Here is a 23,510-nt window from a genome sequence, read left to right on the forward strand (position 1 = left end):
CTCCTCCTAGTCTGCATTGCCGATGTCAACGTAAAGGGCGGTTGTCCAGAAGCTAAATTCACGGGCAATTTGTAACCCTAAGCCGGTTAAGCCAAGGTAGGATTCTGTGTCAAGGTTCTTGAGGGTCTCCAAGCCTTTGTCATCCGCCAAATTCTGAACATGTGCTGTTTCTTCAAGGGCACGGAAAAAAGCTTTGACAACCTCCTTCTTCCCCTCTTGACTGAGAGCGGCTTCCTCCGCTTTTAGGCGCATCAGTCCCCAAGTGGCCAAATAGGTGTAGAGTTCAACGGCTTGGCTTTTTTGCTCCCGCAGCCGAGTGTCGTCTTTTGTATCATTCCGCAGTTTACTCAAGGCTTCATAGACTGGCTGTGCCATTGTGCGTGGATCAAAGGCCATAGCTAACTCCCAAGGGTTACAAGTTGGACAAAGCCGCGACCAAGGCTTTCTTGACCACCAATTTGGAGAATTGGGTGGCTATCGAAAACATCCCGCAGATCGCTTTCCACTTTTTCTGCGGCGCCATTGAGTTGGGCAACCGTCCCCCACGGGAAGTACATCAATGTATCGGGGGGAATGGCTTCCTCGTAGCGAAAACCGCCTTCAACGGTTTTATGCTGATCGAGTTTCACCTTGACCTGTCGCCACAGGCTGGTTTCAATGAGGGTTTTGCAGTGCTGATCGGGTAGAACCAAGACCTGTTGAATTTGGGTTTGCTCGCGGATCGGAATCCACTCTTGCCATTTCTCCCAAGGCTTGAGCTGATCGCCTTTGAGGATCGCGTCCTTGAGATAAACAGGTTTGCTGGTGTCTAAACTGGTGCTGTAGGCAGCGACTGTTTCTAAGGACTGACCAGTGAGGCGTTGCCAACGATGCAGCAGCATGGGGCAGCTAATCCAGATCACGCCATGGCTGAGGGAGGGAACCGGTACCCACAGGAGTGAACCATCGCCGACCCACACTTGCCCTTGGGTAAGGTTGGTGTTTTCGCCGCCCATGACATCTTCAATGGTGTTGCCCCAAAGGCGGTTGCGGTCTTTGTCGGGGGTACTGGCACGCAAGCGACCCCGAATCGTGCTGGAGGGAATGTAGGGCAACTCTGTGTGGGACTCCCGCGCAATGCCGAGAAGGTTGCCCTCTTGGGTGGTGCCACCCGTGTGGAGGGGGGAGAGAAGGTAGAGGTAGGCAAGGTTAAACATTGTTGATCATCCAGTCTCTTTGAGGTCAACGTGTATCGGTGCTCACCTATTTATCCATTCGTATTCGGGTGGTTATGCAGTGCCCCAGAGCAATTGGCCGTAGTGAAGTTTTTCAAAGGTGGTGCGAGCTTTGGGGGCTACACCGCCGAGGAGTTGTTGGGGCTGGGGAGAGGGAGGCTGAGCAAAGCGATAGATAGTTCCCGGCCTGACATAGGCACGCTGTGCGGAATAGCCCAATTGGGGTTGCCCATTGCGACGGGTAAAGGTACTGAGACCACCGGCTAAAAGGGGGCGATCGCCCACCACACCAATCAGATGCTCTTGCCAATCATGGGGATACAGTCCATAAACAGGTGCGTCAGCCACCACGGGCGCCAAGCCGGGAGTCAGCACGTAGGCTAGGGTTTCTTGACCGGTGCCTTGAAACCGCTCTAGGTCTGCAAAGGGAGGTTTCTTTAGGGCATGCACCTGTGCCTGATGCCCCTCACCCCCAATGCGCACGACTCCCTCTAGATTGGCAACACTGATGCCGGCCACAAAGCCCCAGCCCGGATGCATCCGGTTGGCCACTTCCGTAAAGTAGCCGGCTTCGTCCTCCACATTGCGACTTTCGGTTTGCATTTTGATGTGGGGGAGGACTTGGGTTGACCACGGCAAATCATGGAAGTGCTCTTTGGCGTTGAGCTGATCCAGCTTTCCTTGGAGATAGAGGACAAGAGCATCCAAGCGCATCAGGGGAGCCGGTCGGCCTTGGGCTTGCTCATTCTCCCTGAGGGTCGGTTCCACAATAGGGCGTAACTTTCCCGGCAACGGATGGCAGACATCTTTCCAAGCAGGGTCGTCGGTGGCAGCGGGTTGAGTGCGGGCAAAGCCCTTGACTTTACTGAGGTCGGCACGATCATTGATGTCGACTTCCTCGTTGCTTTTGTTGCCAATGCACACCAAATCCTTGGGCGTGTCTACCCAGACTTGGTTTTTGGCATCAATGAGGAAAGGCCCAAGAAACTCCAGATTTTGCGCGTAGGAGTCACACAGAGAGCGTAAGGCTTGAAAGACCGTAATTGGCAGGGGCGGAAAGAGACTTTTTGCCCAAGAGCCTTCTCCCGGTTGAAAGGGTCGGGAGTCACGAAAAAGGAGGACATCTAGGGGATCTAGACGATACCAACTTAATTCAGTCATGATAATCAACCTCATGTGTCTTTCGTTATCCTTGAAGCAGAATAGTTTTGCCCAAATGAGTTTTAGAACTCTCTGCTTTCATCGATCGCCATCCTGATTACTCCCTAGGGGTACAAACCGTTTATCAATGAAGAAGGCCATGAGCCGCAACAGGTTGAGCAGGTCTTGCAGATCCGTTCCTAGCTGACCTTCATGCTGGAGCGCCCAGTCTTCCCATTGATTGCAACACCGACAAAGCTGCTCAATCAGTTCTGAAGGGATGTCTTTTTCGCGGCGATTGGCAATGCTAGCGATCGCCTTCTCAATGACCCGCTCTTTGCTCAACCAACAATGTTGGGGCAACTCTGTCACGAGTCGGTACAGCAGCGGACTCACATCGTCATTTGCTTGCTCAAGTAGTCGGCCCCAGGCCTCTAGCAGTTCACCCTTCAACACTGCTTCGAGGACATTGCCAGACCCATAGAGCACCCGGAAACAGAGGCCATCTTTGCCGGGGAGTTTTTTCGCCCGTTCCTTTTCGGCTTGCCAGAGGTTTTCTAGAACCGTGGGCAGAGGAACACTCTTGTAGGCAATGACCACGCCCATACTCATTGTTGCCCCTTTGCCCATCGTAAACAGGCGACGCATGTCCAAGACCTTAGCCGCTGTCTTGCCCTGAACCGTTTGCCAGTAGTCGCCGTGGGGTTCAAATTCGCCGGCTGGATCCGTACCGCCACACCATGCTTGACGTAGGAGATGAATCGCCGAGAGGGCATCCTCTAGGGGCAAGACGGCCATGACATCATCGCCACCGCTATAGACCACACGGCCACAGTGACGTTGCTCCACTAAGTAGGGCACAAGGCGATTCGAGAAATCTAGCAGGGCACGGTTGAGTCCCACATGGGTGGCAGGTCCCATGCGTTTGGGGGTCTGGTTGAGCAGTGTTTGCCACTCATCAGGGTTTTTGATGTAGCTCTTTCTTTGCTGAATGTCTTGAATAATGTTCGTAGCAACATACTCACGATACTTCTTCAGGTTGCGACCGCGGACGTAGTTGCCCATGCTGTCGCCATCGGCCAAGAGGATACACCACCAGTCAGCAGGGGAGCGATCGCCCCAACCCACTCGTTTTTGTGTCTGATTCACCGCCCTCCGAAGTTCGGCCAGCTCCTGTTTACTGTCAAGACCTAAGGCTTCTGCCAACCACTTGGCCGAGAACATGACACCGTTGTAATTCCCTAGCCCGGCATCTACTTGGGGAATCTGGGTTGGGCGGCAAGTGGTGCTGTTAAAGCGAGCGTGAGCGGCAGTAAATTCTTGCTTCAATTCTTGCCAATACCGCTTGACCTGATCGGGATACTTCACCATAAAGCGAGCGGCAGCGATACTGCTGGCATTGGGAAAGCGCACCAAGTTTTCATAGTCCTCCTCAGGGCACGCAACTCCCAAAGACTCAGCGACACCGCCATGTTTCCATGCCATTCGCTTGGTGACTTCAATCGCATTCAAGCGCTCACTGCCATTAAATAGCCCCGGAAAGGCTTGGCTCATCACATACCAAAACAGGCGCAGGGAACTCACTGGCAGGCCATGCCCCTCGCGAAAGGGATCGCGGTACAGGAGATTGGGGTGCAGGGCACTGTAGGCCCCAGAAATCGAGGAGCGCTCACCCGGCGAAGCGGGAAACTGCCAGCTGCGAGTGTTTTTGACAGCGGAGAGAGCCGAACCAAGGCGTTGTTGCAGCAATGGCCACCATGTACCCACGTTAATCGTGGCATACACCTTTTCCTCAACCTGAGTGGGCAGGGGATCCTCGGCTTTTGCTAACGTGGTTTGGGCGGTTTTCCAAGTTGGGTAGGTAGATGCTCCACGCTGGCAGGTTAGAGGTTGGGTTGGCTCCCCAAGGGGCAAAGCGATCCAGTAGCTTTCCCAAAAGTTTTCCAGTTGGGCTTGCCAAAGGGCATTCCACTCCCAGCGTCCTCCCTGCTGCCAACTGAGAAACTCTTTCTTTAACTCCTCTTGTTCTGCTGCAGGAAACTGTGTATCAATCCACGCTTCAATGTGAGCAATCCAGTGACAATCTTCATAGCCACTCCGTACCTTGGTTTTGATGGCTTGGCGCACATTTTTGCCAAGGTTGAGCCATGTTTCCCGCAAATGGTCTTGAAGCTCTTTGCCAATCGTGTCTTTGTCTTGTTCAGGAATGAGTGCTGTAATCACGTTGGGAAAACCCGCTGTCACCAAGCTGGAGGACGGCTGCCCTTGTGCCTCAACTGGTTTGGGGATACCAAATTCCGCAAAGTAGGGTTCAAAGTCTGGGTATTTTTGCAGCAGAAAGGCATCAATGATCGTTTGGTTGTAGAGATTGGGGGTAATCACAACATCAGGGCCATAGCGTTCAGCAAGGAACCAGCAGGCCTTGGCACTTAGGTAGTGGAGTAGATAGGAACCTGACCAAAAGTCCAGCAGCTTGCGTGAGGATTTAATGAATTCCTGCACGGGGGAAAAGGAAAACATCAACAGCCATGGGTGCTGCGGTTTATCCCCATTGCTGGCGTTTCGGGGAAAGAGGGTACCGGCAAGGGCAGCGGTAATCGAGGTGTGGGCTTCGAGGGGGCAGTCGGGAATGCGCGTGTCTGAGGGTAACAGCAAGACATCTTTGGCATAGACCGCTTGATCTTTGATGCGGCGATCGCCAGCAATGGCTTCGCCATAAAATCGCCAAAACCACCAGAAGACCTTTTCAGCATCGGTTTCTTGGCGAATCTTGCTCCAGATGGACTGCGCCTCAATTTCAGCTAAATTCTCATCGCTGAGACTCGCTGCAAAGGCAAAGTTCAAATCACTTTTGGCACCAGTAATCGGGTGACGAATTTCCACTTGGGTGATATTTGCAGTGGTTGTTGGGGGGGTGCTCATGCCGCGCTGAAAGCTCAGGCGATCGCTGGCCGAGGCAATATGGTCTGCGGTAATACCGCCGTGATGCTTCCACCAATTTTCCAAATCCTGGGCATGTTGATTCAGGCAAGACACCTGTTGCCATGGGCCTTTGAGAGCTTTGTTGCCGTACAACGCCTTGAGGTAGGGGTCGTGGAGGAGGGCAAAGAGTTTGCGTTCGTAGTACATGGATGGCCTTCCTAGAACAATTGACTCCACTGCGAATCGGCGACCGTGCGCCTTGGGCGATCGCAGCTAATGTTTTATCCAGTGTCGTGAGTTGGGATATGCAGTGGAAGCAAAATAAAAATTCTTTTGTAATATTTAACAGTTTTTTCTACTAGCTATAAGAATTGAAACATTTGGGTCTTGCTTCCGAGAGATCTGCCAAGTTGCCTCCAACCCTGATGCTTTCGTTGAATCCCTTAGCGTTTCTCAGGAAGCGGGTTTGAGTATTTTCTAGTATTTCAGATGAAAATGACAATCCCTACCTAGGGGCGGGGCATTCAGAAGCTCCCCACTGGCCTCAAACCCTGATTTTAAGGGGACTCACTGCAAACTAACCTAGAAGCGATCGCCCGCCTCAAGAACTTTTTCAAGTTCGTCTGCCACCTCAAGAACCACGCGGATACTGGTGTAAAGGGCTTCGGGGTCACAGTCAGCAGCAACCTTCGTACAAAATACAGCGATATACCTATTGTCAGCAAGGGGACGCAACTCCCAAGCGCCAATTTTCTTATTGGCATTTTCAATTAACAGATAATTGGCTATCTCTTGGTCAAGAAAGCCCTCGCAACTGTAGCCCACAGACCAGACATCCCGAATTTCATAGCTTCCCAGCTGCTGGGTTTTGGAGTCAATAAAGGCCTGTTGCGTTCGACCGTTGGATAGCTCAAAGACAACGCGGTAATCACCATCCTCATCCACTTGATAGCGGATTCCCAGGCGATCCAAAACGCGACTGACACGGACATCTGCTTCGACTCGCCGCTGACCAAACATCTTGAGATTCTCACTATAGGGGTGATTTGTGTCATTGATAATACAGGTTAACTGATCAGGTTTTGATCGCCACAGGGAGGGTTTTACGAATGTTCATATGTGCGGCAGGGACGCGGGCATGGTATTGTGGCTAAGTAGCTCAAAATTCCCACTTTCTGCGAGGGGGCTCGCTGACCCAAGTTAGCCAAAGGGATGCCATGTTGTCAAAGGGCTTTGAGGTTGAACTCTACACGGGTAAGCCCACGGGCGAGATTGTGGGACTGTCGGATCGCATTGTGAGGGACTTACCGGGGTTTGTGCGTGAACCCGATAGCCGCAATGTTGAATTTACAACCCCGCCGGTCTTTCTATATGACCAAGCCCTCTGTGACTTGCTGCGCCCCCGCTTTCGGCTGCGCGCTTATTTGCAATCCCTAGGGGATTTAACGCTGGTTCCCGGTAGCACCCTGAGTCTAGGGGACAGTCAACGCTTTTATCGCTCTGACCCCCAGAATCCCTATCACACCTACATCGAGCAAACCTATGGCACAAGGGTTGTCACCGCCAGTGTCCACATCAACATTGGCCTGCGGGATCCAGAAGAGTTGATCCGTGCCTGTCGGCTAGTGCGGCTGGAGGCGTCCCTGTTTCTGGCGCTCAGTGCTGCGTCGCCGTTTCTTGATGGCAAGGTAACGGGCTATCACTCCACCCGTTGGGCAATCTTTCCGAAGACCCCACCCCAAGTGCCCCTATTTACTAGCCATGCCCACTTCATTGAGTGGACAGAGCAGCAACTCCAACGCGGCACGATGCAAAATGTGCGGCACTTGTGGAGTGCTGTGCGCCCCAATGGCGATCGCCGACCCTATGATCTCAACCGCCTTGAACTGCGAATTTGTGATCTAGTTACGGATGCCATTTCCCTACTGGCGATGACCGCTCTTCTAGAGGCGCGGCTCCTGCAATTGCTGGATACCCCTGATCTTGACCCCCTGCGGTGGGGGGATGGCGAGATGTTGGCACAACTAGCCGATGAAAACGAGCAGATTGCTGCAAAAAACAGCCTAGAGGCCGTGCTGACCCACTGGCGCGATCGCCGGCAACTAACGGCAGCCGCTTGGGTAGCCGAACTCTACGAAGAGGTTTGGCCGATCGCCAAGGCACAGGGCTTTAGCTGCTTTCTGGCACCGATTAAGAAAATCCTGCGACAGGGAAACACCGCCCAGCAATGGCTGGCTCACTATGCAGCGGGGCAATCGATCCCTGAGATTATGGCCACCGCCGTACAAGAAATGGCCGCTAGCGAACAGGAATTTGCCGATCAACTCTGTCAACCAGTGGCGGCAGTGCGGGGCTAGGCATGGCGCATTTGTTCATTAGCACCGGCGAAGTCTCTGGGGATTTGCAGGGGGCCCTGTTGGTCAAGGCACTCTATCGCCTCGCAGCAGAGCGGGGGATTCCCTTAGAAATTTCTGCCCTTGGGGGCGATCGCATGGCCGCTGCGGGGGCAAAGCTACTCTTTAATACCGGAGGAATTGGCTCCGTGGGGCTACTAGAAGCCCTGCCATTGATCAAGCCAACGATCGCGCTCCAACTCAAGGCTCGCCGCTATTTACGGCAGCATCCCCCTGATTTAGTGGTTTTAATTGACTACATTGGTGGCAATGTCGCCATGGGGCGGTTTATCCGCAAACATTTTTCTATTCCCATGGTTTACTACATCGCTCCCCAAGAGTGGGTCTGGTCCCATAGTCTCAAGGCCACTCGGCAAATTGTTGCCCTCAGCGATCGCCTGATTGCCATTTTTCCAGAAGAAGCCACCTATTACCGCCGTCATGGTGCCAATGTGGTCTGGGTGGGGCATCCCCTCTTGGATCGCATTGCTGCGGCTCCCAGTCGCGAAGTGGCACGCCAAAGTTTGGGCATTGCTGCCGATGAGCTGGCGATCGCCCTGTTGCCCTTGTCCCGCAAACAGGAAATCAAGTCCCTCTTGCCTCTAATTTTGGGGGCTGCCACAAATATCGCCAAAGCCTATCCCCACGCCCGCTTTTGGTTACCCCTTTCGCTGCGGCAGTATCGCTCAGCCATTGAAGCAGTTCTCAAGGAATATCCCATTCGCGTCACATTGGCGGAAGACTCCCTGCAAGTTCTAGCGGCCGCAGATCTGGCGATCGCTAAATCCGGCACGGTGAATTTAGAAACCGCGCTGTTGAATGTGCCTCAAGTCGTGATCTACCGCGTTCATCCCCTCAGTTTGTGGCTTTATCGGCGTTTCCTGAAGTTTGACCTCAAATTTGTCTCTCCCCCCAATTTACTCGTGAATAGAGACATCGTCCCCGAACTCCTTCAGGAACGAGCCACTGTTGCCAACATTACCGCTGCTGCCCTTGCGCTATTGGATCATCCTGAAAAACGCCTAGCCATGCAGGCAGGCTATGCCAAAATGCGAGCTGCGATGGGGACTCCCGGCGTGGTCGATCGCGCTGCCACCGAGATTCTTGATCTGCTGAGCAACAAAAAAGTGCAGGATCCGCTGTCCCGCACTTAGGGAAGTCATGAACTCCTTTAGAGCTTTAGAGCGTTGCCAAGTTTAATGGGTTACTGCTGGGGTTTCATGGGGCGATTGCCCGGCCGCCGCTGCTGCATTTGGGCGGCCAAGGCTTGCCGTTGCTGCGGTGTGAGAATGCCCCGCATGGCCAGCATGCTTTCAAAGCGGAGAGAGGCGAGTTGGTTTTCCAGTTGGCGCACCTGTTGGTGCTTGCTGCGGATTTGATCCTCCGAGGCATTGCCACTCATCATCTGCCGCAGTTCTGTCTTGGCGGTGCGCAGTTGGTTGCGAGTTTGTTCCATTTGGCCTTGGTATTGTTGCTGCACGGCTTGTAAACGTTGCCGCTGTTCAGGTGTGAGGTTTAGGTTGTCCAGATTGGCTCTCCAGCGAGGTCCGCCATAACCGGGGTCAGCGACGCTCGGGGGAGCGATCGCCAGTAGGGGGCTGAGGCTACCACATATAAGAAGCGTGGCTATAGATTTTTTCAACATAGCTGTGTTCTCCTTTGTCAAAACTTAACTTGTCAAAACTCAACAAAGAGTAAAAGTAGGGTGGACAGAATTTAGTCGAAGATGGCGGGTTCTGCGTCCTGAAACATTGCTTGCCAATTGGTGGTGATGAAGATAGCCACTGCATCCGGGGACGTCTGCTTTGCCACTTGAGTTGAGGGTTTGAGGAACCACACACTGGTGGCGGTGGCGATCACCCCAGCCCCCAAAAGAGACACGATTTGCCAGCGTCGCTTACTCAGTTGATGTTGATGCAGAGCCGCTTGGACAATGCGCTGCTCCAAATGGGGGTGGGGGGGCGGGGGCGTCCCTGCATAGGCTTGTAAAAACTTAACCAAATTTGTATCCTCCACAGGTGGGGGTTCACGTTTCATAAAGTGATTCCAGCCTCCGTAAAGTAAGTCCGCAATGTGCCTCGGGCACGAAAGAGGCGGGATTTCACTGTACCCACGGGAATCCGCAGAATTTCAGCAATTTCTTTTTGGGGCAAGCCCTGCAGATCATGCATGACCAAAACACTGCGGTACTCCAAGGGCAGTGTGGCTAAACCGCGCTGAACTAAATCTTCGTAATGCAATTGTCGTAGATCCAGTCCAGGAGTGAGCGGCTCACTTTGAGACAGGTATTGCTGATGTCGTGATTTGCGCGTTGCCAGTTGACGGCGATAGTCGCAAGCCACATTCCAGGCAATCCGATAGAGCCATGTTGAAAACTTTGCCTCATGTTTGAGACCCTTTAGCCCCTTCCATGCCCGCAAGAAAACCTCCTGCACTAAATCATCAAGGGCAACCGCACCGCACAACTGAAACAGGAGCGATCGCACCCGTTGCTGATGCCGTTGATAGAGTTCCCGAAACCCATTTGGATGTCCGGAAAGGCACTGCTCAATAATCCGCCGATCGGGATCGATCACTTGGGGTCGGGTCACGATAGCCGTTGATGCCGTTGCCGCTGATAGGGGTAAAGATACACTCATGCGAGGTATCACTCCATTAACGTAATTATCTATTTAGACGGGGCATCGAAAAGAGCGGTTCAAGACCCTTGGCACCACGGTTCGCTAGAATTTGGTAAACAATTGCGGCTACTGGCTGGACTATACTAAACGTCGGATGCTCTGACAGGGAACTGATCGTGAATATCGCCGAAATTTTTAACCGTGGTGGCTTGGCCATGTGGCCACTACTGATTCTCTCGATCTTGACCTTAGGCACCATTTTTGAGCGGCTTTGGTTTTGGAGCATTGTTCTCCGAGGAGAGACGAAACTGGCCGAGCAGATTCTGGATGCCGCTCGCCACGATTGGCAAGAAGCCATTGAATTAGCAGCCAATGCCTGTGACCAACCGATTGGTCGCTTCCTCTATACCCCTTTACAACTGATTGACACCAACCCAGAAATCTTTCGCCTAGCCCTAGAAGCTGCGGCTGATGAGGAGCTGAGTGCCATGCGGCGGGGAGAAAAGGTCTTGGAAGCAACGATTACGATGGCACCTCTACTGGGTTTGTTGGGAACGGTGTTAGGTCTGATTAGTGCCCTCAGTTCTATTCGCTTGGGGGATATTGGCACACCTGCAACCATGGGCGTGGGTCTCGGGATTAGTGAGGCCTTGATTAGTACCGCCTCTGGCCTGGTGGTGGCAATCATTGCCCTTGCCTTTCAGCGGCTCTTTCAAGCGTTTCTCTTGCAGCAGGCACAAATTTTTCGCCGCACCGGCAATGAATTAGAACTCACCTATCGCCAAGCATGGCTAGAGCAGCGGATCAAAGGGGAACCTGAAAAAACATTGTTCTAACTCAAGCTATTTTTGCCCCTTTGACAGTTCTGAAGGGGAAAATCCTACGGGTAGGGGGAACCAAAATCGTTATAATCGCTGTTGAGATTTCATTAGCGAGGCATCATGCGCGTTTACGTGTTGCTCTACAACCCGGGGACTGAAAATGAGGGCATTCATTCTCTGCAACTGGGCGATCGCAACCTGATTCTGATGTTTGAAAGCGAAGACGATGCCAGTCGCTATGCCATGCTTTTAGAGGCACAGGATTTTCATCCCCCCAGCGTTGTCCCCATTGATGCCAAGGAAATTGAAGAATTTTGCGAATCCTCAGGCTACACCTGTCACTTGGTTCCCGAAGGATTTGTGCCGACAAACGATGCTGAGCGTCTTTTCTTGGCACCCCCTGAACGCAATGTCGAAGAAACCGACTGGGAACTAGAAAATCGCGTGCCCCCCGCTGCTGAGAGTGAGTTCTCCGAAAGTGAACTGAATCAGTTGCGCCAACAACTTGAAAAGCTGCTGTAGATGGTGCGGGTCTGTGCCTGTCTAATTGTCAAAAATGAGGCAGCCCATTTGGCACGCTGTCTGGGCAGTGTCCAGCTTTGGGTAGATGAGATCGTTGTGGTAGATACTGGGTCAACGGATGAGACGATCGCGATCGCCCGCCAGTTTACAGAGCGCATTTTTACCTTCCCTTGGCAGGATGATTTTGCCGCTGCCCGCAATTACTCTCTAGAGCAGGCCACGGGCGATTGGATTTTGGTCATTGATGCTGATGAGGTGCTTGTGGCAGTGCAGGAGCCGCCTGTGCCCCTCGGCCAACAACTTGAGGGCAGCACTTTCAGTGCTTATCAACTCCTACGACGGGAAATCGGCACGGGGCAGCAATTTTCTGACTTTGCCATTGTGCGACTCTTTCGCAACCTGCCGACGCTGCGCTATCAGGGACGCTTCCATGAGCAGTTGGTTTCGACAGCCGCAGAACCGCTGACCATTGGTACTCTGGAAACGCTGCGCATTGACCACTATGGCTATCAACCCGCACAAATTCAAGCCAAGATGCGCGATCGCAACATCCCGATTTTGGAACGCATCCGCGCTAGTGAAGGTCTGCCTTTGAATCTCCTCTTTGCCTTGGCGGATATGTACCACGCTGTGAATAACCCCACGGCTGCGGATGACTGCTACCAAGAACTTTTTGAGCGGCTCTTGCCCCATCTCCTCATCAGCCAACTGCCTGAGAATGCCCCTGGCGCCCTGCCCGAAATTCTGAATCAACTGGGGCGGCGTCTGCTGGCTATGGGGGATCACGAAACATTGCAACTCCTCTGTCAGCAAAGTCTGGTGTGGTTTCCCACCTATCCTCCCCTCAATGATTTGGCCGGGCGCTGGCTGATGGCTTTAGGATTTCCTTTGGGAGCAACGGCCTACTTTGAGTATTGTCTTGAACTGGGGCGCACCAATGGCTACAGCAAGCAGATGATTTTTCCCTTGGGCTATGTGCGGGAGATTGCAGCCGAACAACTAGGGCGTGCCTATGAAACCTTGGGCGATCGCGAGCGGGCGGCGGCGGCCTTTGCCCAAGCAACAGCTTTTCGCCAAGAAAGGGGCAATCACCAATAGAAAATAAAAAAAGTGCCGCTGTTAGCAACGGCACCGCAGTTTGGGTTTCGGTGATCCAACCTTAGGCAAATTGCTGCCACTCTTCTTCCAGCAGACTGATGAGATCTTCATTGCCCTGACTCCGAGCCACTTGCAGCCGCCGCTCAAGAGTTTTCAGAATTGCATGGCGATGGGCTTCGGCCAAGGAGTCACGCTTACGCTGGGGAAGTACTGAAGGGGCAGTACTCGTCGTCGGAGCGGTTGTGGTAACTGGTGTACCGTTCGTTTGGTAGGTCACCCCCCGCCAGCAGAGGACATGATTGGGTTGAGGAACCGGTTCAGCCGCTTTGTGCCCTACCCATTGCACCCCCCGGTAGAAACCCTTGGCACCCGATTCAACAAGGGGAATGTGCTGCTCAGAAGTTTCGTATTTAACGCCGCGATAGATTACTTGCATAATTAAATCAAGGCTTCTAGGTGAATACTATTGACTCGTTATCAAGCTTTAGGTGATCTGCGTTAGGAAACAACTTGCTTCTAACTTTCTGTATTCTATTATACGATTTTTCGATCTTCATTGGGTAGAAGCCGGTTTTTTTAACAAATCTTTAGCCCTCCCACAGTCCTCCTATGAACGTGTTGTCACTCCCTGCCAATGCCAGTCACCTTCTAAGGACGTTGCGTCCAGGTCAACGGGAAATCAGTGAATGGCAAGGGGGTCTCTTGGCGGTATCGGCAGTGCCCGGAGCAGGCAAATCCCATGGCATGGCCGTAGGAGCAGCGATCGCCATCGCTCGCGAAAAACTCCATCAGCAGCGGCAACTGGTCGTAGTCACCTATAGTCGTTCGGCAGCGGCCAATATCAAGGTGCGGATTCGCCAGTACCTGCGGGAAATGGGCTTGCCCCGCAATGGTTTTAGTGTGCAGACGCTCCACAGTTTGGCCTTGAAAATTGCCACCAGTCACCCCACAGCGGGTCTGCGTTGGAGTGGCGAGAATTTAATGAGTGAGCATGAGCAGCGACGCCTGTGTGTTACCTGTGTTAAGGAATGGGCGCGATCGCACCCCGATATTCTCGAGCAACTGATCCAAGGCTGCGATACCAGTCCCCTGAGTGACGTTGAACACGATGGTCGCAGAAGTGCGCTTTTGACTGACATCTTGGTGAAGTTGGCACAAACCGTTATTAGCAGTGCCCGCAGTATGGCGTTGACGCCCCATGATCTGCGGCAGTTGTCCCAGCAGTTGCGCTCCCAAAGTGCAGCCGCAGCAGAACCCTACCCCTTTTTAGAAATTGGTGCGGACCTTTTGGAACTATACCAGCACCATTTAGCGCAGCGAGAGCAAATTGACTATGATGAGATGATTTTGGCAGCGGTACAACTCCTAGAGGGCGATCGCCAGTGCCGCCAAGAATGGCAACAGCGGGTGTATGCCGTCTTTGAAGATGAGGCGCAGGACTCGACCCCCTTGCAATCGCGGTTACTGCGACTTCTCGCCGAGGACAACACCACAGGGCAAGTGAATTTTGTGCGGGTGGGGGATCCCAATCAAGCCATTAACTCCACATTTACGGCGGCAGACCCGCTCTTTTTCAATGAATTCTGTGACGAATGTGCCCGGCAGCAGGCCTTCTATAAAATGACCCAAGCGGGGCGATCCACTGAGTTGGTGATTCGAGCTGCTAACTATTTGGTGCGATGGGTCAATCGTGCGCTAAAGGATCAGGAACTCCCCTTTCGAGAGCAAGCCATTCAGCCCGTCTCGACGGATCCGCAACCGGGGGCGAACCCACCCCCCTGGGGAGAAGGGGTAGAAATTGCTCGACCAGCTACTATTTTCGAGACCGTGCGCGAGCTGGCAGCACGTATTTCTGAGGTTTTAGCAGAGTATCCTGAGGCCTCAATTGCGGTACTGGTGCGTACCAACCGCCAAGGGGAATTTGTCGCGGATCTGTTGCGATCGCCCGCTAGCTTCAGCATTAATACCGACCTTGCCGCTCAGGGGATTCCGATTCTCGATGTATCGGGCATTGAACGGCGATCGCAGGTGCCCAAGGAATTGCTGGACATTCTTTATTTTCTCCACTGTCCCTATTCTCCCGAAGCGGTCAAAGCAGCTCTGACTGTTCTTCAGGAGCGCAAACGCATTTCTGTCCAAAATTTGGATCGCTTAGCCGCCCAGCCAGAGGTGTTTCTCTATCCTGGTCCTTTAGACCCCCCTGCCGAGGAACCGGTACTCAAGGCACGGCACTACTGTCAACGTCTCCTCAAAGCCCGCCTAGAGCTATCTCTATTTCCTTTGATCACGTACTGCGCTCAGGAATTGGGCTATGATGCCGCTGAATTGGCCACCAGCGATCGCCTGATCTGCCACTTGGCACAGCAGGAACCAACGCAACTGTGGGAGCGTATCCATCCCCGTTGGCAGGAGTTGGTGGCAGCGGATCGCTTTGACGCTGTTGAGATGGAAGACCTCCATAGCCGCTTAGTGCGATCGGGGCAAGTGACGATTATGACGATGCATCGCGCCAAGGGTCTGGATTGGGATGCCGTTTTTGTTCCCTTTTTAGAGGCAAGAACCCTCCCCGGTGAGAGCTGGGTGGCGGCCAATGCCAAGTTCCTCAGTCCAGAGGTGGATTTTACGGATGTGGTGCGATCGCAACTGCGTGCCTACGGCCATCAGCAACCCCTTCCTGACTGGCAAACCGCCTATCAAAAAGCCAAAGAGGCCAAAGTTGCTGAGGAATACCGCCTGCTTTACGTGGCCATGACCCGTGCTAAGCGTTTACTGTGGCTCGCCGCCGCCCACCAAGCCCCCTTTAACTGGCAGACCTTTGACTGGCGAGGGTTTTATCAACTGCAAGACAGTGACCCTTGTCCTTTCTTACCTGCCCTAGAGCAGAAGCTAAAGAAACATGCCAAGGCTACTCGCGGCGATCGCTAAGGCTATCACGCCCCGGCAAGCGTTCCATGGCTGCCAAGACGGCCCGTTCTGCTGCCAGAATATCCCGCTCCGCGCCCCCCAAAAAGAGTCGGCCAAAGCTGCCCACGGCTGAAATCTGCAAGATATTAATGAGTGCTGCCTTTTCCGCTTCATTGGCGGCCAGTGCGGCATAGGCGGCAGGTTCCACTTCAAACACATAGAGGGTTTGCCCCGCCAAAATCATATTGCCCCGCCGCGAACGGTTAATTAGTTGGGTGTGGTGGGCATCAATATTGCGAATGACTTGACTCGAAATCACCCGTGGCCGCAAGCAATCCTGTACCCGAGCGCCAATGGCATCTAAAATTGCTTGCCCTGCTGCGCGTACTTCCCCCTGATTGCCCGAATGCACCTCCAATAGTCCGTAGAGTCGCTCGATAAACAAAACTCCCGGCCGCACCACCGCAGACTTCAAGGCAATATCCAAAAGGCGATTGACATCAATCCCCGGTGAAATCTCCACCCAGAGGGAGCAATCCCCCGGCAAAGGCAAAAACCCTTGAGCCACGGTTCCCAAGTAGGCCGCGTGTTGCGGTTGAATCGAGTCGAGATAGACATAACTGCGCAGATCAACGCCCAAGGTGGTGGATTCCTAACGCGCCAGTACCCATGATCGCCGAAAATGCCCTAGGACAATAGCCATTGAAGGCGTGGATCCGTAAAGTCCTCAATGCAGACCTCTGCTCCTGCGGCTTGCAGTGCCGTTTCCGATTGGGTGGTCAGGACTCCCCAGCAGAGCATCCCTGCCCGCACCGCTGCCATCACCCCTGCCACGGCATCCTCAAAGACAAGACAATGCTGCGGCAACACCTGCAACCGCTCCGCCACTAGGAGATAGCATTCTGGATCGGGCTTGCCCCGCTGCACATCCTGCTCCATCACCACCGTATCGAAACAGTTGCCCACCCCCTCACAGGAGAGCACCAATTCCACATTGGCAGCACAGGCCGAGGTGCCTAGGCCCAAGCGATAGCCCTTTTCCTTAGCACTTTTGAGAAAGGGCAACAGCCCCGGCAACAGTTCCAAATGGGGTGCCAAGAGTTCGCGAAACACTGCCTCTTTGCCGGCGCCCCAGCGTTCGACTTCTGCTTCAGTGACCGATCGCCCCAGGAGTTCTGGCAGGAGTTCGGCATTGCGTTTACCCCCCATTTGCCGCAACTGTTCCAAATTGATCTGCTGCCGCAGTTCAGGGGTGCGATCGACATAGACCCGCCAAGCTTCAAGATGGTAGGGCATGGTATGGCAGACGACGCCATCCATATCGAAAATCAGGGCACGTTGTGAGGGTTCAACCGCCAAGAAATTGGATAAATCAGCCATTGAAGAAAAGCCAGCAGCCAGCAAGTGTAGTGTATCGTTTTTTCTCCCAAAGGGTGCTAGGAAGTTTTTTAGGAACCGCTGACCAGTCTATCGAAAGTGGTCACGGCACAGCCAAGGAAATTTCAACTAAAATACGGGCAACCGCACCTGCACAAAAATGAGTCAACATCTACAGTAATAGTAAATTGGCATACAAAAACACGCCAAAGTGAACATGTTAAGATGGGTGTTACCAGCACGCAGGAGCCATTAGGGGAAGGGTCATGTTTGAACGGTTTACAGAAAAAGCCATTAAAGTCATCATGCTGGCACAGGAAGAGGCTCGCCGCCTCGGCCACAACTTTGTCGGTACTGAACAAATTCTCCTCGGACTAATTGGCGAAGGTACCGGTGTGGCGGCAAAGGTGCTACGTTCCATGGGGGTGAACCTCAAGGATGCCCGCATCGAAGTGGAAAAAATTATTGGCCGTGGGTCTGGTTTTGTAGCGGTGGAGATTCCCTTTACCCCCCGTGCCAAGCGAGTGTTGGAACTCTCCCTCGAAGAAGCCCGCCAACTGGGACACAACTATATTGGTACTGAGCACCTTCTTTTAGGTCTGATTCGCGAAGGGGAAGGGGTAGCAGCACGGGTCCTTGAAAATCTCGGCGTTGACCTGTCGAAAGTGCGCACCCAAGTGATTCGCATGCTGGGTGAAACCGCAGAAGTGGCTGCCGGTGCCAGCCAAGGGCGTACCAAAACACCGACGCTAGACGAATTTGGTGCCAACCTCACCCAGATGGCCATTGATGGCAAGCTAGATCCCGTGGTGGGTCGGCAAAAAGAAATTGAGCGGGTGATTCAAATCCTTGGCCGCCGCACCAAAAATAATCCTGTGCTGATCGGTGAACCGGGGGTAGGTAAAACCGCTATTGCTGAAGGCCTTGCCCAACGCATTGCCAATAAAGATGTCCCCGATATTCTGGAAGACAAGCGGGTGGTCACCCTCGATATTGGCCTGTTGGTGGCGGGCACGAAGTACCGCGGTGAGTTTGAAGAGCGGCTGAAGAAGATCATGGATGAGATCCGCCAAGCCGGTAACGTGATCTTGGTGATTGACGAGGTACACACGTTGATTGGGGCTGGGGCCGCTGAGGGTGCCATTGATGCGGCGAATATCCTCAAACCCGCCCTAGCTCGTGGTGAGTTGCAGTGCATTGGTGCCACCACGTTGGATGAGTACCGCAAACACATTGAGCGGGATGCTGCCTTGGAGCGCCGCTTCCAACCGGTGATGGTGGGTGAACCCTCCGTTGAGGAAACCATTGAGATCCTCTACGGCCTGCGGGAACGCTACGAGAAGCACCACAAGCTGAAAATTTCCGATGAAGCCCTTGAGGCGGCAGCGAAGCTGTCTGATCGCTACATTAGCGATCGCTACCTGCCCGACAAAGCCATTGACCTCATTGACGAAGCTGGCTCACGGGTGCGCCTGATTAACTCGCAACTACCGCCTGCGGCCAAGGAACTGGATCGCGAATTGCGGCAAGTGCTCAAAGAAAAAGACGATGCCGTGCGTGCCCAAAACTTTGACAAAGCGGGTGAATTGCGCGATCGCGAGATGGAACTGAAAGCGCAAATCCGTGCCATTGCCCAGCAGAAAAAATCCGAAAGCGCCAATGGTGAAGAGGAAACCCCCGTCGTTACCGAAGAGGACATTGCCCACATTGTTGCCTCTTGGACAGGTGTGCCTGTCAGCAAGCTCACCGAAAGCGAATCGGAAAAACTGCTGCACATGGAGGAGACCCTGCACCAGCGGGTCATTGGCCAAGATGAAGCGGTGAAAGCCATCTCCCGTGCCATTCGCCGTGCCCGTGTCGGTCTAAAAAATCCCAACCGTCCCATTGCTAGCTTTATCTTCTCTGGGCCAACCGGTGTGGGTAAAACCGAGCTAACGAAAGCCTTGGCCGCCTACTTCTTTGGTTCTGAAGAGGCGATGATCCGCTTGGATATGTCCGAGTACATGGAGCGGCATACCGTCTCCAAGCTCATTGGTTCGCCCCCCGGCTATGTCGGCTACAACGAGGGCGGTCAACTGACCGAAGCCGTGCGGCGGCGTCCCTACACGGTGGTGCTCTTTGACGAAATCGAGAAAGCCCATCCCGATGTCTTTAACCTGCTGCTGCAAATCCTTGAGGATGGTCGCCTCACTGACTCTAAGGGGCGTACCGTTGACTTCAAGAACACCCTCTTGATCATGACCTCGAACATTGGCTCGAAGGTGATTGAGAAAGGCGCTGGCGGTCTTGGCTTTGAGTTTGGCACTGAGGATGCTGCTGAATCGCAATACAATCGCATTCGCTCCTTGGTGAATGAGGAACTGAAGCAGTACTTCCGTCCAGAGTTCCTCAACCGCGTGGATGAGATTATTGTCTTCCGCCAGCTGACCAAAGACGAGGTCAAGCAAATTGCTGACATCCTCTTGAAGGAGGTCTTCTCACGCCTGACCGAGAAAGGAATCACCCTAGAAGTGACGGATCGCTTCAAGGAGCGACTCATTGAAGAAGGCTACAATCCCAGCTACGGTGCGCGACCCCTGCGGCGGGCCATTATGCGCCTCTTAGAGGACACCTTGGCTGAGGAAATGCTCTCTGGCCGTATTCGTGAAGGGGATACTGCCCTCATTGATGTGGATGAATCAGGTCAAGTGAAGATCCAAGCTCAACCTCGGCGTGAGCTACTGCCCCAAGCGGTTGAGTAGGGTATTGACTTCCTATGCCAGACACACCGCAAGAGGTTTATGGGGACTCCCTCAGCTCCCGAGCGCTGGATCACGACTGGCGCACCATTTATCCCTTGGGTGCTTACCAAATCCACGGTCTGGCATGGGTCGATCCCCAAGCCCTGTGGCTACGTCAATTGCCCCGTTTGCCCTTTTGCCAAGCAACCCTTGGCGCCAGTTTTTTGGCCTTGGACCGGGTACGGGGCTTTATTTTGCTCATCAATGGCGAAAATGACCACAGTGAGATTCTCAATCCCTACGATCTAGAGCCATTTCTCGATGCCGATGGCCTCTGTCTCCATCGCGAAACCCTCTGGTTTTGCCGGGACACATGGCTCTATCGCTGTCATCTGCCTGACTGGCATGTAGAAAAGGTGTTGGCGTGCCGCTATCCCATTTACGGTGTGGCGGTGGATGACACAGGCATCTATGTGGCCTGTCAAAAATCGGGTTACATTCACTGTTTTGACGAGACGGGTCGAGAGCAGTATCGCCTCAGTGCGCCGGGCATTGGCTGTGAAAATTTAGCCCTTAAGGATGGCTATCTGTGGGTGAGCGATCGCTTAGAGCAATCCATCTATTGTCTCGATCGCCAGAGTGGCCGTGTTGAATGGGTGGCCTTGACGCCCTTTGCCCAGCCAACGGCGTTTACCTTTGATGCGACGGGGCGACTGTGGGTGGCCTATGGCGGCGAAGAACCCTATTTGCGGGATAACCCCAACAACCGCGAAGCCCCCCTCGAAATTGATCATCGCGATATTTGCCTGATTCATCCTCTGCTCTATCAGACCCACAAAGAGCAGCATTACACGGTCTCCAATGGCTATCTGATTGAGATGGCCTACGTGGAGGAAATGTCTCCCCTTGAGGCGCTGCACCTAGATAACCTAGAGTGGCGAATTGCTCTGCCCGCCAATTCCCTGCGCCAAAAATTGCTGCGGGTTGAACCCGTCGGTACCCCCTTTCACTTGGAAACCGTGGGTGATCAGCAGGTGGCGGTGTTTGATTTTCCTGAAGTGCGTCCCTACGAAGCCCGTCTTTTTGGTTGGCGTGCTTGGCTAGAAGTGAGAGGTATCAAGTACCATCTCAGCTTTGACGACATTGATGAGACGCTACCGCTGCCACCAGAATTTGCAGCACAGTATCTAGTGGATAACGATGAGTTGGCGATGGATCAACCCATTGTCCAGGAGGCGGCACGGCAAGCTGTGGGCACAGAGACCAATATCCTGCGTAAGATGCTCAAGATTCGTAACTATGTGTACGATCGCCTGAGCTATGCCATGCGACCCACGATTGAAACCCCCGATTTGGTTTTGAAACGGGGAACGGGGTCCTGTGGTGAGTACGTGGGGGTGCTCCTTGCCTTGGCGCGATTAAATGGCATTGCCTGCCGTACGGTGGGTCGCTACAAATGTCCCCCCCATCCCCAAAAGCGGGGTATTCCCCTCCAACCCACCTATAACCACGTTTGGTTGGAGTTTTATGTGCCGGGGGTTGGCTGGTTGCCCATGGAGTCCAATCCCGATGATGTCGTAGAGCGCGGCCCTTATCCAACGCGGTTCTTTATGGCACTGCCTTGGTACCACGTGGAAGCGGGTAAAGGGATTCGCTTTGAGAGCATGAATTATCGCGATCGCGGGCTACGCCTTGGAGATTTAGCCCTCAATCATGTGCGCTTTACCATTCATAGTGAGCTGCCCCCAATTGCCTAAACAGTTCTAAGACAGGAGCACTCGCAGTAATCCCAAAGGAGCCGGCTGCCAATCGCCGCGCCAATCCAAAAGCTGTACTAACACCAAGTAGCCAATTCCCAATAACAGGGAAATGACACCGGTGACGATCGCCACCCATTTGCCCGATGACCGTTGAGACACCCTGAGCCTCCTATTCATTCTTGAGTCGCAATACCGCCATAAAGGCCTCTTGGGGGACATCCACCCGCCCGATCGCCTTCATCCGTTTTTTACCCGCTTTTTGTTTTTCGAGGAGCTTGCGTTTACGGGTCACATCGCCGCCGTAGCACTTGGCCAAGACATCTTTGCGTAAGGCGGGAATACTTTCACTGGCAATCACCCGTGAGCCAATGGCCGCTTGAATGGGAATTTTGAACTGGTGGCGTGGGATCAAATCCTTGAGTTTGCTGACAAGGGCACGTCCCACATAGTAGGCCTTATCGCGGTGAACAATCGCTGCCAAGGAATCCACTGGGTCGTTATTGATCAGGATATCCAGTTTCACCAGATCATTAGGACGGTAGCCAATCAGGTGGTATTCCATACTGGCATAGCCCCGCGATCGCGACTTCATTTCATCGAAAAAGTCCGTCACAATTTCCGCCAAGGGCATTTCATAGACCAATGTGGTGCGCCCTTGGGTGAGGTAGCGCATATCCTTAAAGATGCCCCGCCGCGACTGCGCCAATTCCATCAGCGTTCCCACATAGATTTCGGGGGTAATCATTTCCAGTTGAACGTAGGGTTCCTCAATTTTTTCGCGGTATTGGGGTTCCGGTAGCAGGCTGGGGTTATCAATCGTCAGCACCTCCCCTTTCACCGTGGTCACGCGATAGACCACCGAAGGGGCAGTAATGATTAAGTCCAGATTGTATTCCCGCTCTAGCCGCTCTTGGATAATTTCCATGTGCAGCAGCCCCAAAAAGCCACAGCGGAACCCAAAGCCCATGGCACTGGAGGTTTCCGGCTCGTAGTGGAGCGAAGCATCGTTGAGCTTCAATTTTTCAAGGGCTTCCCGCAGATCCTCAAACTGATCGGCATCGGTGGGAAAAAGACCACAAAAGACCATCGGTTTGGCCTCGGTGTAACCCGGAAGAGGTTCCTTGGCTGGGTTTTGTGCCAATGTAATCGTGTCGCCGACACGGGCATCGCCAACGGCTTTAATGGCGGCTGCGAGGTAGCCCACTTCCCCGGCATGGAGACTGTCCACGGGTTTTTGGTTGGGGGCGAGGACGCCGAGTTCATCAATTTCGTATTCTTTGCCAGAGGCCATCAAGCGAATGCGATCGCCCTTGCGAACCACACCATCCATGACCCGAAAATAGACAATCACCCCTCGGTAGGCATCGTAGTAGCTATCAAAAATCAATGCCCGCAGGGGTTGATCTACCGTATCCCGAGGCGGCGGCACCAAATGCACAATCGATTCCAGAATTTCCTCAATGCCAATCCCTTCCTTGGCGGACGCTAGAACCGCTTGGGAGCAATCGAGACCAATAATCTCTTCGATTTCGGCCTTGACGCGATCGGGTTCAGCACCGGGTAGGTCAATTTTGTTGAGGACCGGAATAATCTCTAAATTATGCTCCAATGCCAGATAGACATTGGCCAGTGTTTGCGCTTCTACCCCTTGGGAGGCATCCACAACGAGGAGTGCCCCTTCACAGGCAGCCAGCGATCGCGACACCTCATAGGAAAAATCCACGTGGCCGGGGGTGTCAATCAAATTCAAAATATACGTTTCGCCATCGCGACTGGTGTAGGTCATGCGGGCAGCTTGCAGCTTAATCGTAATTCCCCGCTCCCGCTCCAGCTCCATATTGTCAAGAAACTGTTCCTTCATTTCACGGGGATCCACCGTGCCTGTAAATTGCAGCAGGCGATCGGCAAGGGTCGATTTGCCGTGATCAATGTGGGCAATGATCGAGAAATTGCGAATGTGGGAAACGGGGACGTCGGTCATACCAGCGAGGACAACCTTAACAAAATGAAAAACTCCT

At 53.4% G+C, this 23,510-nt stretch carries 21 protein-coding genes; 8 read left to right on the forward strand and 13 right to left on the reverse strand.

Going from position 1 to position 23,510, the window contains the following annotated elements; genetic code table 11:
- Positions 1 to 6: 6 nt before the first annotated feature.
- The 5 genes from RHJ02_RS00455 to RHJ02_RS00475 form a co-directional block, all read right to left on the reverse strand.
- Positions 7 to 396, reverse strand: a complete 390-nt coding sequence (locus RHJ02_RS00455; protein ID WP_206200598.1) for a hypothetical protein — start codon at positions 394 to 396, stop codon at positions 7 to 9.
- Positions 397 to 398: 2 nt separating this feature from the next.
- Complete coding sequence (gene cmr4 / locus RHJ02_RS00460; RefSeq protein WP_310800321.1) at positions 399 to 1,196, reverse strand: type III-B CRISPR module RAMP protein Cmr4; 798 nt, start codon at positions 1,194 to 1,196, stop codon at positions 399 to 401.
- A gap of 72 nt (positions 1,197 to 1,268) precedes the next feature.
- Complete coding sequence (locus tag RHJ02_RS00465; protein WP_310743193.1) at positions 1,269 to 2,375, reverse strand: type III-B CRISPR module-associated Cmr3 family protein; 1,107 nt, start codon at positions 2,373 to 2,375, stop codon at positions 1,269 to 1,271.
- A gap of 78 nt (positions 2,376 to 2,453) precedes the next feature.
- Positions 2,454 to 5,483 (reverse strand): type III-B CRISPR-associated protein Cas10/Cmr2, encoded by a 3,030-nt coding sequence (gene cas10 / locus RHJ02_RS00470; RefSeq protein WP_310800322.1) that lies wholly within the window; start codon positions 5,481 to 5,483, stop codon positions 2,454 to 2,456.
- Positions 5,484 to 5,858: 375 nt separating this feature from the next.
- Positions 5,859 to 6,296: a hypothetical protein gene (locus RHJ02_RS00475; RefSeq protein WP_206200602.1), complete on the reverse strand. Its 438-nt coding sequence runs from the start codon at positions 6,294 to 6,296 to the stop codon at positions 5,859 to 5,861.
- Between the two features lie 197 nt (positions 6,297 to 6,493).
- On the opposite strand from RHJ02_RS00475, the gene gshA reads away from it, so the two are divergent.
- Together gshA and lpxB are read left to right on the forward strand one after the other, a co-directional pair.
- On the forward strand, positions 6,494 to 7,633 hold the full coding sequence (gshA, locus tag RHJ02_RS00480) for a glutamate--cysteine ligase (RefSeq protein ID WP_310437811.1): 1,140 nt from the start codon (positions 6,494 to 6,496) through the stop codon (positions 7,631 to 7,633).
- 2 nt (positions 7,634 to 7,635) lie between these two features.
- Positions 7,636 to 8,823, forward strand: coding sequence for a lipid-A-disaccharide synthase (gene lpxB / locus RHJ02_RS00485; protein WP_302678561.1), 1,188 nt, complete (start codon positions 7,636 to 7,638; stop codon positions 8,821 to 8,823).
- A 50-nt stretch (positions 8,824 to 8,873) separates the two neighbouring features.
- On the opposite strand, the gene RHJ02_RS00490 is transcribed toward lpxB, so the two are convergent.
- The 3 genes from RHJ02_RS00490 to RHJ02_RS00500 all read right to left on the reverse strand — a co-directional run bounded on the left by RHJ02_RS00490 (position 8,874) and on the right by RHJ02_RS00500 (position 10,308).
- On the reverse strand, positions 8,874 to 9,314 hold the full coding sequence (locus RHJ02_RS00490) for a Spy/CpxP family protein refolding chaperone (RefSeq protein ID WP_310800323.1): 441 nt from the start codon (positions 9,312 to 9,314) through the stop codon (positions 8,874 to 8,876).
- Positions 9,315 to 9,385: 71 nt separating this feature from the next.
- The gene (locus tag RHJ02_RS00495; protein WP_310800324.1) at positions 9,386 to 9,706 is read right to left on the reverse strand and encodes a hypothetical protein; all 321 of its coding nucleotides are present in this window, start codon (positions 9,704 to 9,706) and stop codon (positions 9,386 to 9,388) included.
- Positions 9,703 to 10,308 (reverse strand): sigma-70 family RNA polymerase sigma factor, encoded by a 606-nt coding sequence (locus RHJ02_RS00500; protein ID WP_302676966.1) that lies wholly within the window; start codon positions 10,306 to 10,308, stop codon positions 9,703 to 9,705. Before RHJ02_RS00500 ends, RHJ02_RS00495 begins: the two co-directional genes overlap by 4 nt.
- A 158-nt stretch (positions 10,309 to 10,466) precedes the next feature.
- On the opposite strand from RHJ02_RS00500, the gene RHJ02_RS00505 reads away from it, so the two are divergent.
- From RHJ02_RS00505 to RHJ02_RS00515, 3 genes are all read left to right on the forward strand, one after another.
- Positions 10,467 to 11,126: a MotA/TolQ/ExbB proton channel family protein gene (locus RHJ02_RS00505; protein WP_206200607.1), complete on the forward strand. Its 660-nt coding sequence runs from the start codon at positions 10,467 to 10,469 to the stop codon at positions 11,124 to 11,126.
- 105 nt (positions 11,127 to 11,231) lie between these two features.
- A complete protein-coding gene (locus tag RHJ02_RS00510; protein WP_206200608.1) occupies positions 11,232 to 11,633 on the forward strand; it encodes a DUF3110 domain-containing protein in 402 nt (133 codons plus the stop codon).
- Positions 11,634 to 12,731, forward strand: coding sequence for a glycosyltransferase family 2 protein (locus tag RHJ02_RS00515; RefSeq protein WP_310744676.1), 1,098 nt, complete (start codon positions 11,634 to 11,636; stop codon positions 12,729 to 12,731). It abuts the gene before it with no gap.
- A 61-nt stretch (positions 12,732 to 12,792) separates the two neighbouring features.
- On the opposite strand, the gene RHJ02_RS00520 is transcribed toward RHJ02_RS00515, so the two are convergent.
- The gene (locus RHJ02_RS00520; protein WP_206200610.1) at positions 12,793 to 13,167 is read right to left on the reverse strand and encodes a DUF4278 domain-containing protein; all 375 of its coding nucleotides are present in this window, start codon (positions 13,165 to 13,167) and stop codon (positions 12,793 to 12,795) included.
- A 173-nt stretch (positions 13,168 to 13,340) separates the two neighbouring features.
- On the opposite strand from RHJ02_RS00520, the gene RHJ02_RS00525 reads away from it, so the two are divergent.
- Positions 13,341 to 15,656, forward strand: a complete 2,316-nt coding sequence (locus tag RHJ02_RS00525; protein ID WP_310800325.1) for an ATP-dependent helicase — start codon at positions 13,341 to 13,343, stop codon at positions 15,654 to 15,656.
- Here RHJ02_RS00525 and RHJ02_RS00530 read toward each other — a convergent pair.
- Positions 15,637 to 16,275 carry a hypothetical protein gene (locus tag RHJ02_RS00530; protein WP_149817184.1) on the reverse strand — a complete coding sequence of 213 codons (639 nt, stop codon included), beginning with the start codon at positions 16,273 to 16,275 and terminating at the stop codon, positions 15,637 to 15,639. The two genes, RHJ02_RS00525 and RHJ02_RS00530, sit on opposite strands and share 20 nt — an antisense overlap.
- A 47-nt stretch (positions 16,276 to 16,322) precedes the next feature.
- On the reverse strand, positions 16,323 to 17,015 hold the full coding sequence (locus tag RHJ02_RS00535; RefSeq protein ID WP_206200612.1) for an HAD family phosphatase: 693 nt from the start codon (positions 17,013 to 17,015) through the stop codon (positions 16,323 to 16,325).
- A gap of 263 nt (positions 17,016 to 17,278) precedes the next feature.
- On the opposite strand from RHJ02_RS00535, the gene RHJ02_RS00540 reads away from it, so the two are divergent.
- The gene (locus RHJ02_RS00540; RefSeq protein ID WP_149817189.1) at positions 17,279 to 19,753 is read left to right on the forward strand and encodes an ATP-dependent Clp protease ATP-binding subunit; all 2,475 of its coding nucleotides are present in this window, start codon (positions 17,279 to 17,281) and stop codon (positions 19,751 to 19,753) included.
- Positions 19,754 to 19,767: 14 nt separating this feature from the next.
- Complete coding sequence (locus RHJ02_RS00545) at positions 19,768 to 21,489, forward strand: transglutaminase domain-containing protein (protein WP_310800326.1); 1,722 nt, start codon at positions 19,768 to 19,770, stop codon at positions 21,487 to 21,489.
- A 6-nt stretch (positions 21,490 to 21,495) separates the two neighbouring features.
- Here the strand turns inward: RHJ02_RS00545 and RHJ02_RS00550 are convergent, their stop codons facing one another.
- Both RHJ02_RS00550 and lepA read right to left on the reverse strand, forming a co-directional pair.
- Complete coding sequence (locus tag RHJ02_RS00550) at positions 21,496 to 21,651, reverse strand: hypothetical protein (protein ID WP_206201713.1); 156 nt, start codon at positions 21,649 to 21,651, stop codon at positions 21,496 to 21,498.
- Between the two features lie 10 nt (positions 21,652 to 21,661).
- Positions 21,662 to 23,473 carry a translation elongation factor 4 gene (gene lepA / locus RHJ02_RS00555; RefSeq protein ID WP_206200614.1) on the reverse strand — a complete coding sequence of 604 codons (1,812 nt, stop codon included), beginning with the start codon at positions 23,471 to 23,473 and terminating at the stop codon, positions 21,662 to 21,664.
- Between the last annotated feature and the right edge of the window lie 37 nt (positions 23,474 to 23,510).

The sequence above is a fragment of the Thermosynechococcus sp. TG215 genome (assembly GCF_031583455.1).
Taxonomy (GTDB): domain Bacteria; phylum Cyanobacteriota; class Cyanobacteriia; order Thermosynechococcales; family Thermosynechococcaceae; genus Thermosynechococcus.

What these genes read in the sequence shown, in the direction of transcription:
- RHJ02_RS00455 (WP_206200598.1), bottom strand. Translation starts at nt 396, where the DNA reads ATGGCCTTTGATCCACGCACAATGGCACAGCCAGTCTATGAAGCCTTG.
- cmr4 (WP_310800321.1), bottom strand. Translation starts at nt 1,196, where the DNA reads ATGTTTAACCTTGCCTACCTCTACCTTCTCTCCCCCCTCCACACGGGT.
- RHJ02_RS00465 (WP_310743193.1), bottom strand. Translation starts at nt 2,375, where the DNA reads ATGACTGAATTAAGTTGGTATCGTCTAGATCCCCTAGATGTCCTCCTT.
- cas10 (WP_310800322.1), bottom strand. Translation starts at nt 5,483, where the DNA reads ATGTACTACGAACGCAAACTCTTTGCCCTCCTCCACGACCCCTACCTC.
- RHJ02_RS00475 (WP_206200602.1), bottom strand. Translation starts at nt 6,296, where the DNA reads ATGTTTGGTCAGCGGCGAGTCGAAGCAGATGTCCGTGTCAGTCGCGTT.
- gshA (WP_310437811.1), top strand. Translation starts at nt 6,494, where the DNA reads ATGTTGTCAAAGGGCTTTGAGGTTGAACTCTACACGGGTAAGCCCACG.
- lpxB (WP_302678561.1), top strand. Translation starts at nt 7,636, where the DNA reads ATGGCGCATTTGTTCATTAGCACCGGCGAAGTCTCTGGGGATTTGCAG.
- RHJ02_RS00490 (WP_310800323.1), bottom strand. Translation starts at nt 9,314, where the DNA reads ATGTTGAAAAAATCTATAGCCACGCTTCTTATATGTGGTAGCCTCAGC.
- RHJ02_RS00495 (WP_310800324.1), bottom strand. Translation starts at nt 9,706, where the DNA reads ATGAAACGTGAACCCCCACCTGTGGAGGATACAAATTTGGTTAAGTTT.
- RHJ02_RS00500 (WP_302676966.1), bottom strand. Translation starts at nt 10,308, where the DNA reads ATGAGTGTATCTTTACCCCTATCAGCGGCAACGGCATCAACGGCTATC.
- RHJ02_RS00510 (WP_206200608.1), top strand. Translation starts at nt 11,232, where the DNA reads ATGCGCGTTTACGTGTTGCTCTACAACCCGGGGACTGAAAATGAGGGC.
- RHJ02_RS00515 (WP_310744676.1), top strand. Translation starts at nt 11,634, where the DNA reads ATGGTGCGGGTCTGTGCCTGTCTAATTGTCAAAAATGAGGCAGCCCAT.
- RHJ02_RS00520 (WP_206200610.1), bottom strand. Translation starts at nt 13,167, where the DNA reads ATGCAAGTAATCTATCGCGGCGTTAAATACGAAACTTCTGAGCAGCAC.
- RHJ02_RS00525 (WP_310800325.1), top strand. Translation starts at nt 13,341, where the DNA reads ATGAACGTGTTGTCACTCCCTGCCAATGCCAGTCACCTTCTAAGGACG.
- RHJ02_RS00535 (WP_206200612.1), bottom strand. Translation starts at nt 17,015, where the DNA reads ATGGCTGATTTATCCAATTTCTTGGCGGTTGAACCCTCACAACGTGCC.
- RHJ02_RS00540 (WP_149817189.1), top strand. Translation starts at nt 17,279, where the DNA reads ATGTTTGAACGGTTTACAGAAAAAGCCATTAAAGTCATCATGCTGGCA.
- RHJ02_RS00545 (WP_310800326.1), top strand. Translation starts at nt 19,768, where the DNA reads ATGCCAGACACACCGCAAGAGGTTTATGGGGACTCCCTCAGCTCCCGA.
- lepA (WP_206200614.1), bottom strand. Translation starts at nt 23,473, where the DNA reads ATGACCGACGTCCCCGTTTCCCACATTCGCAATTTCTCGATCATTGCC.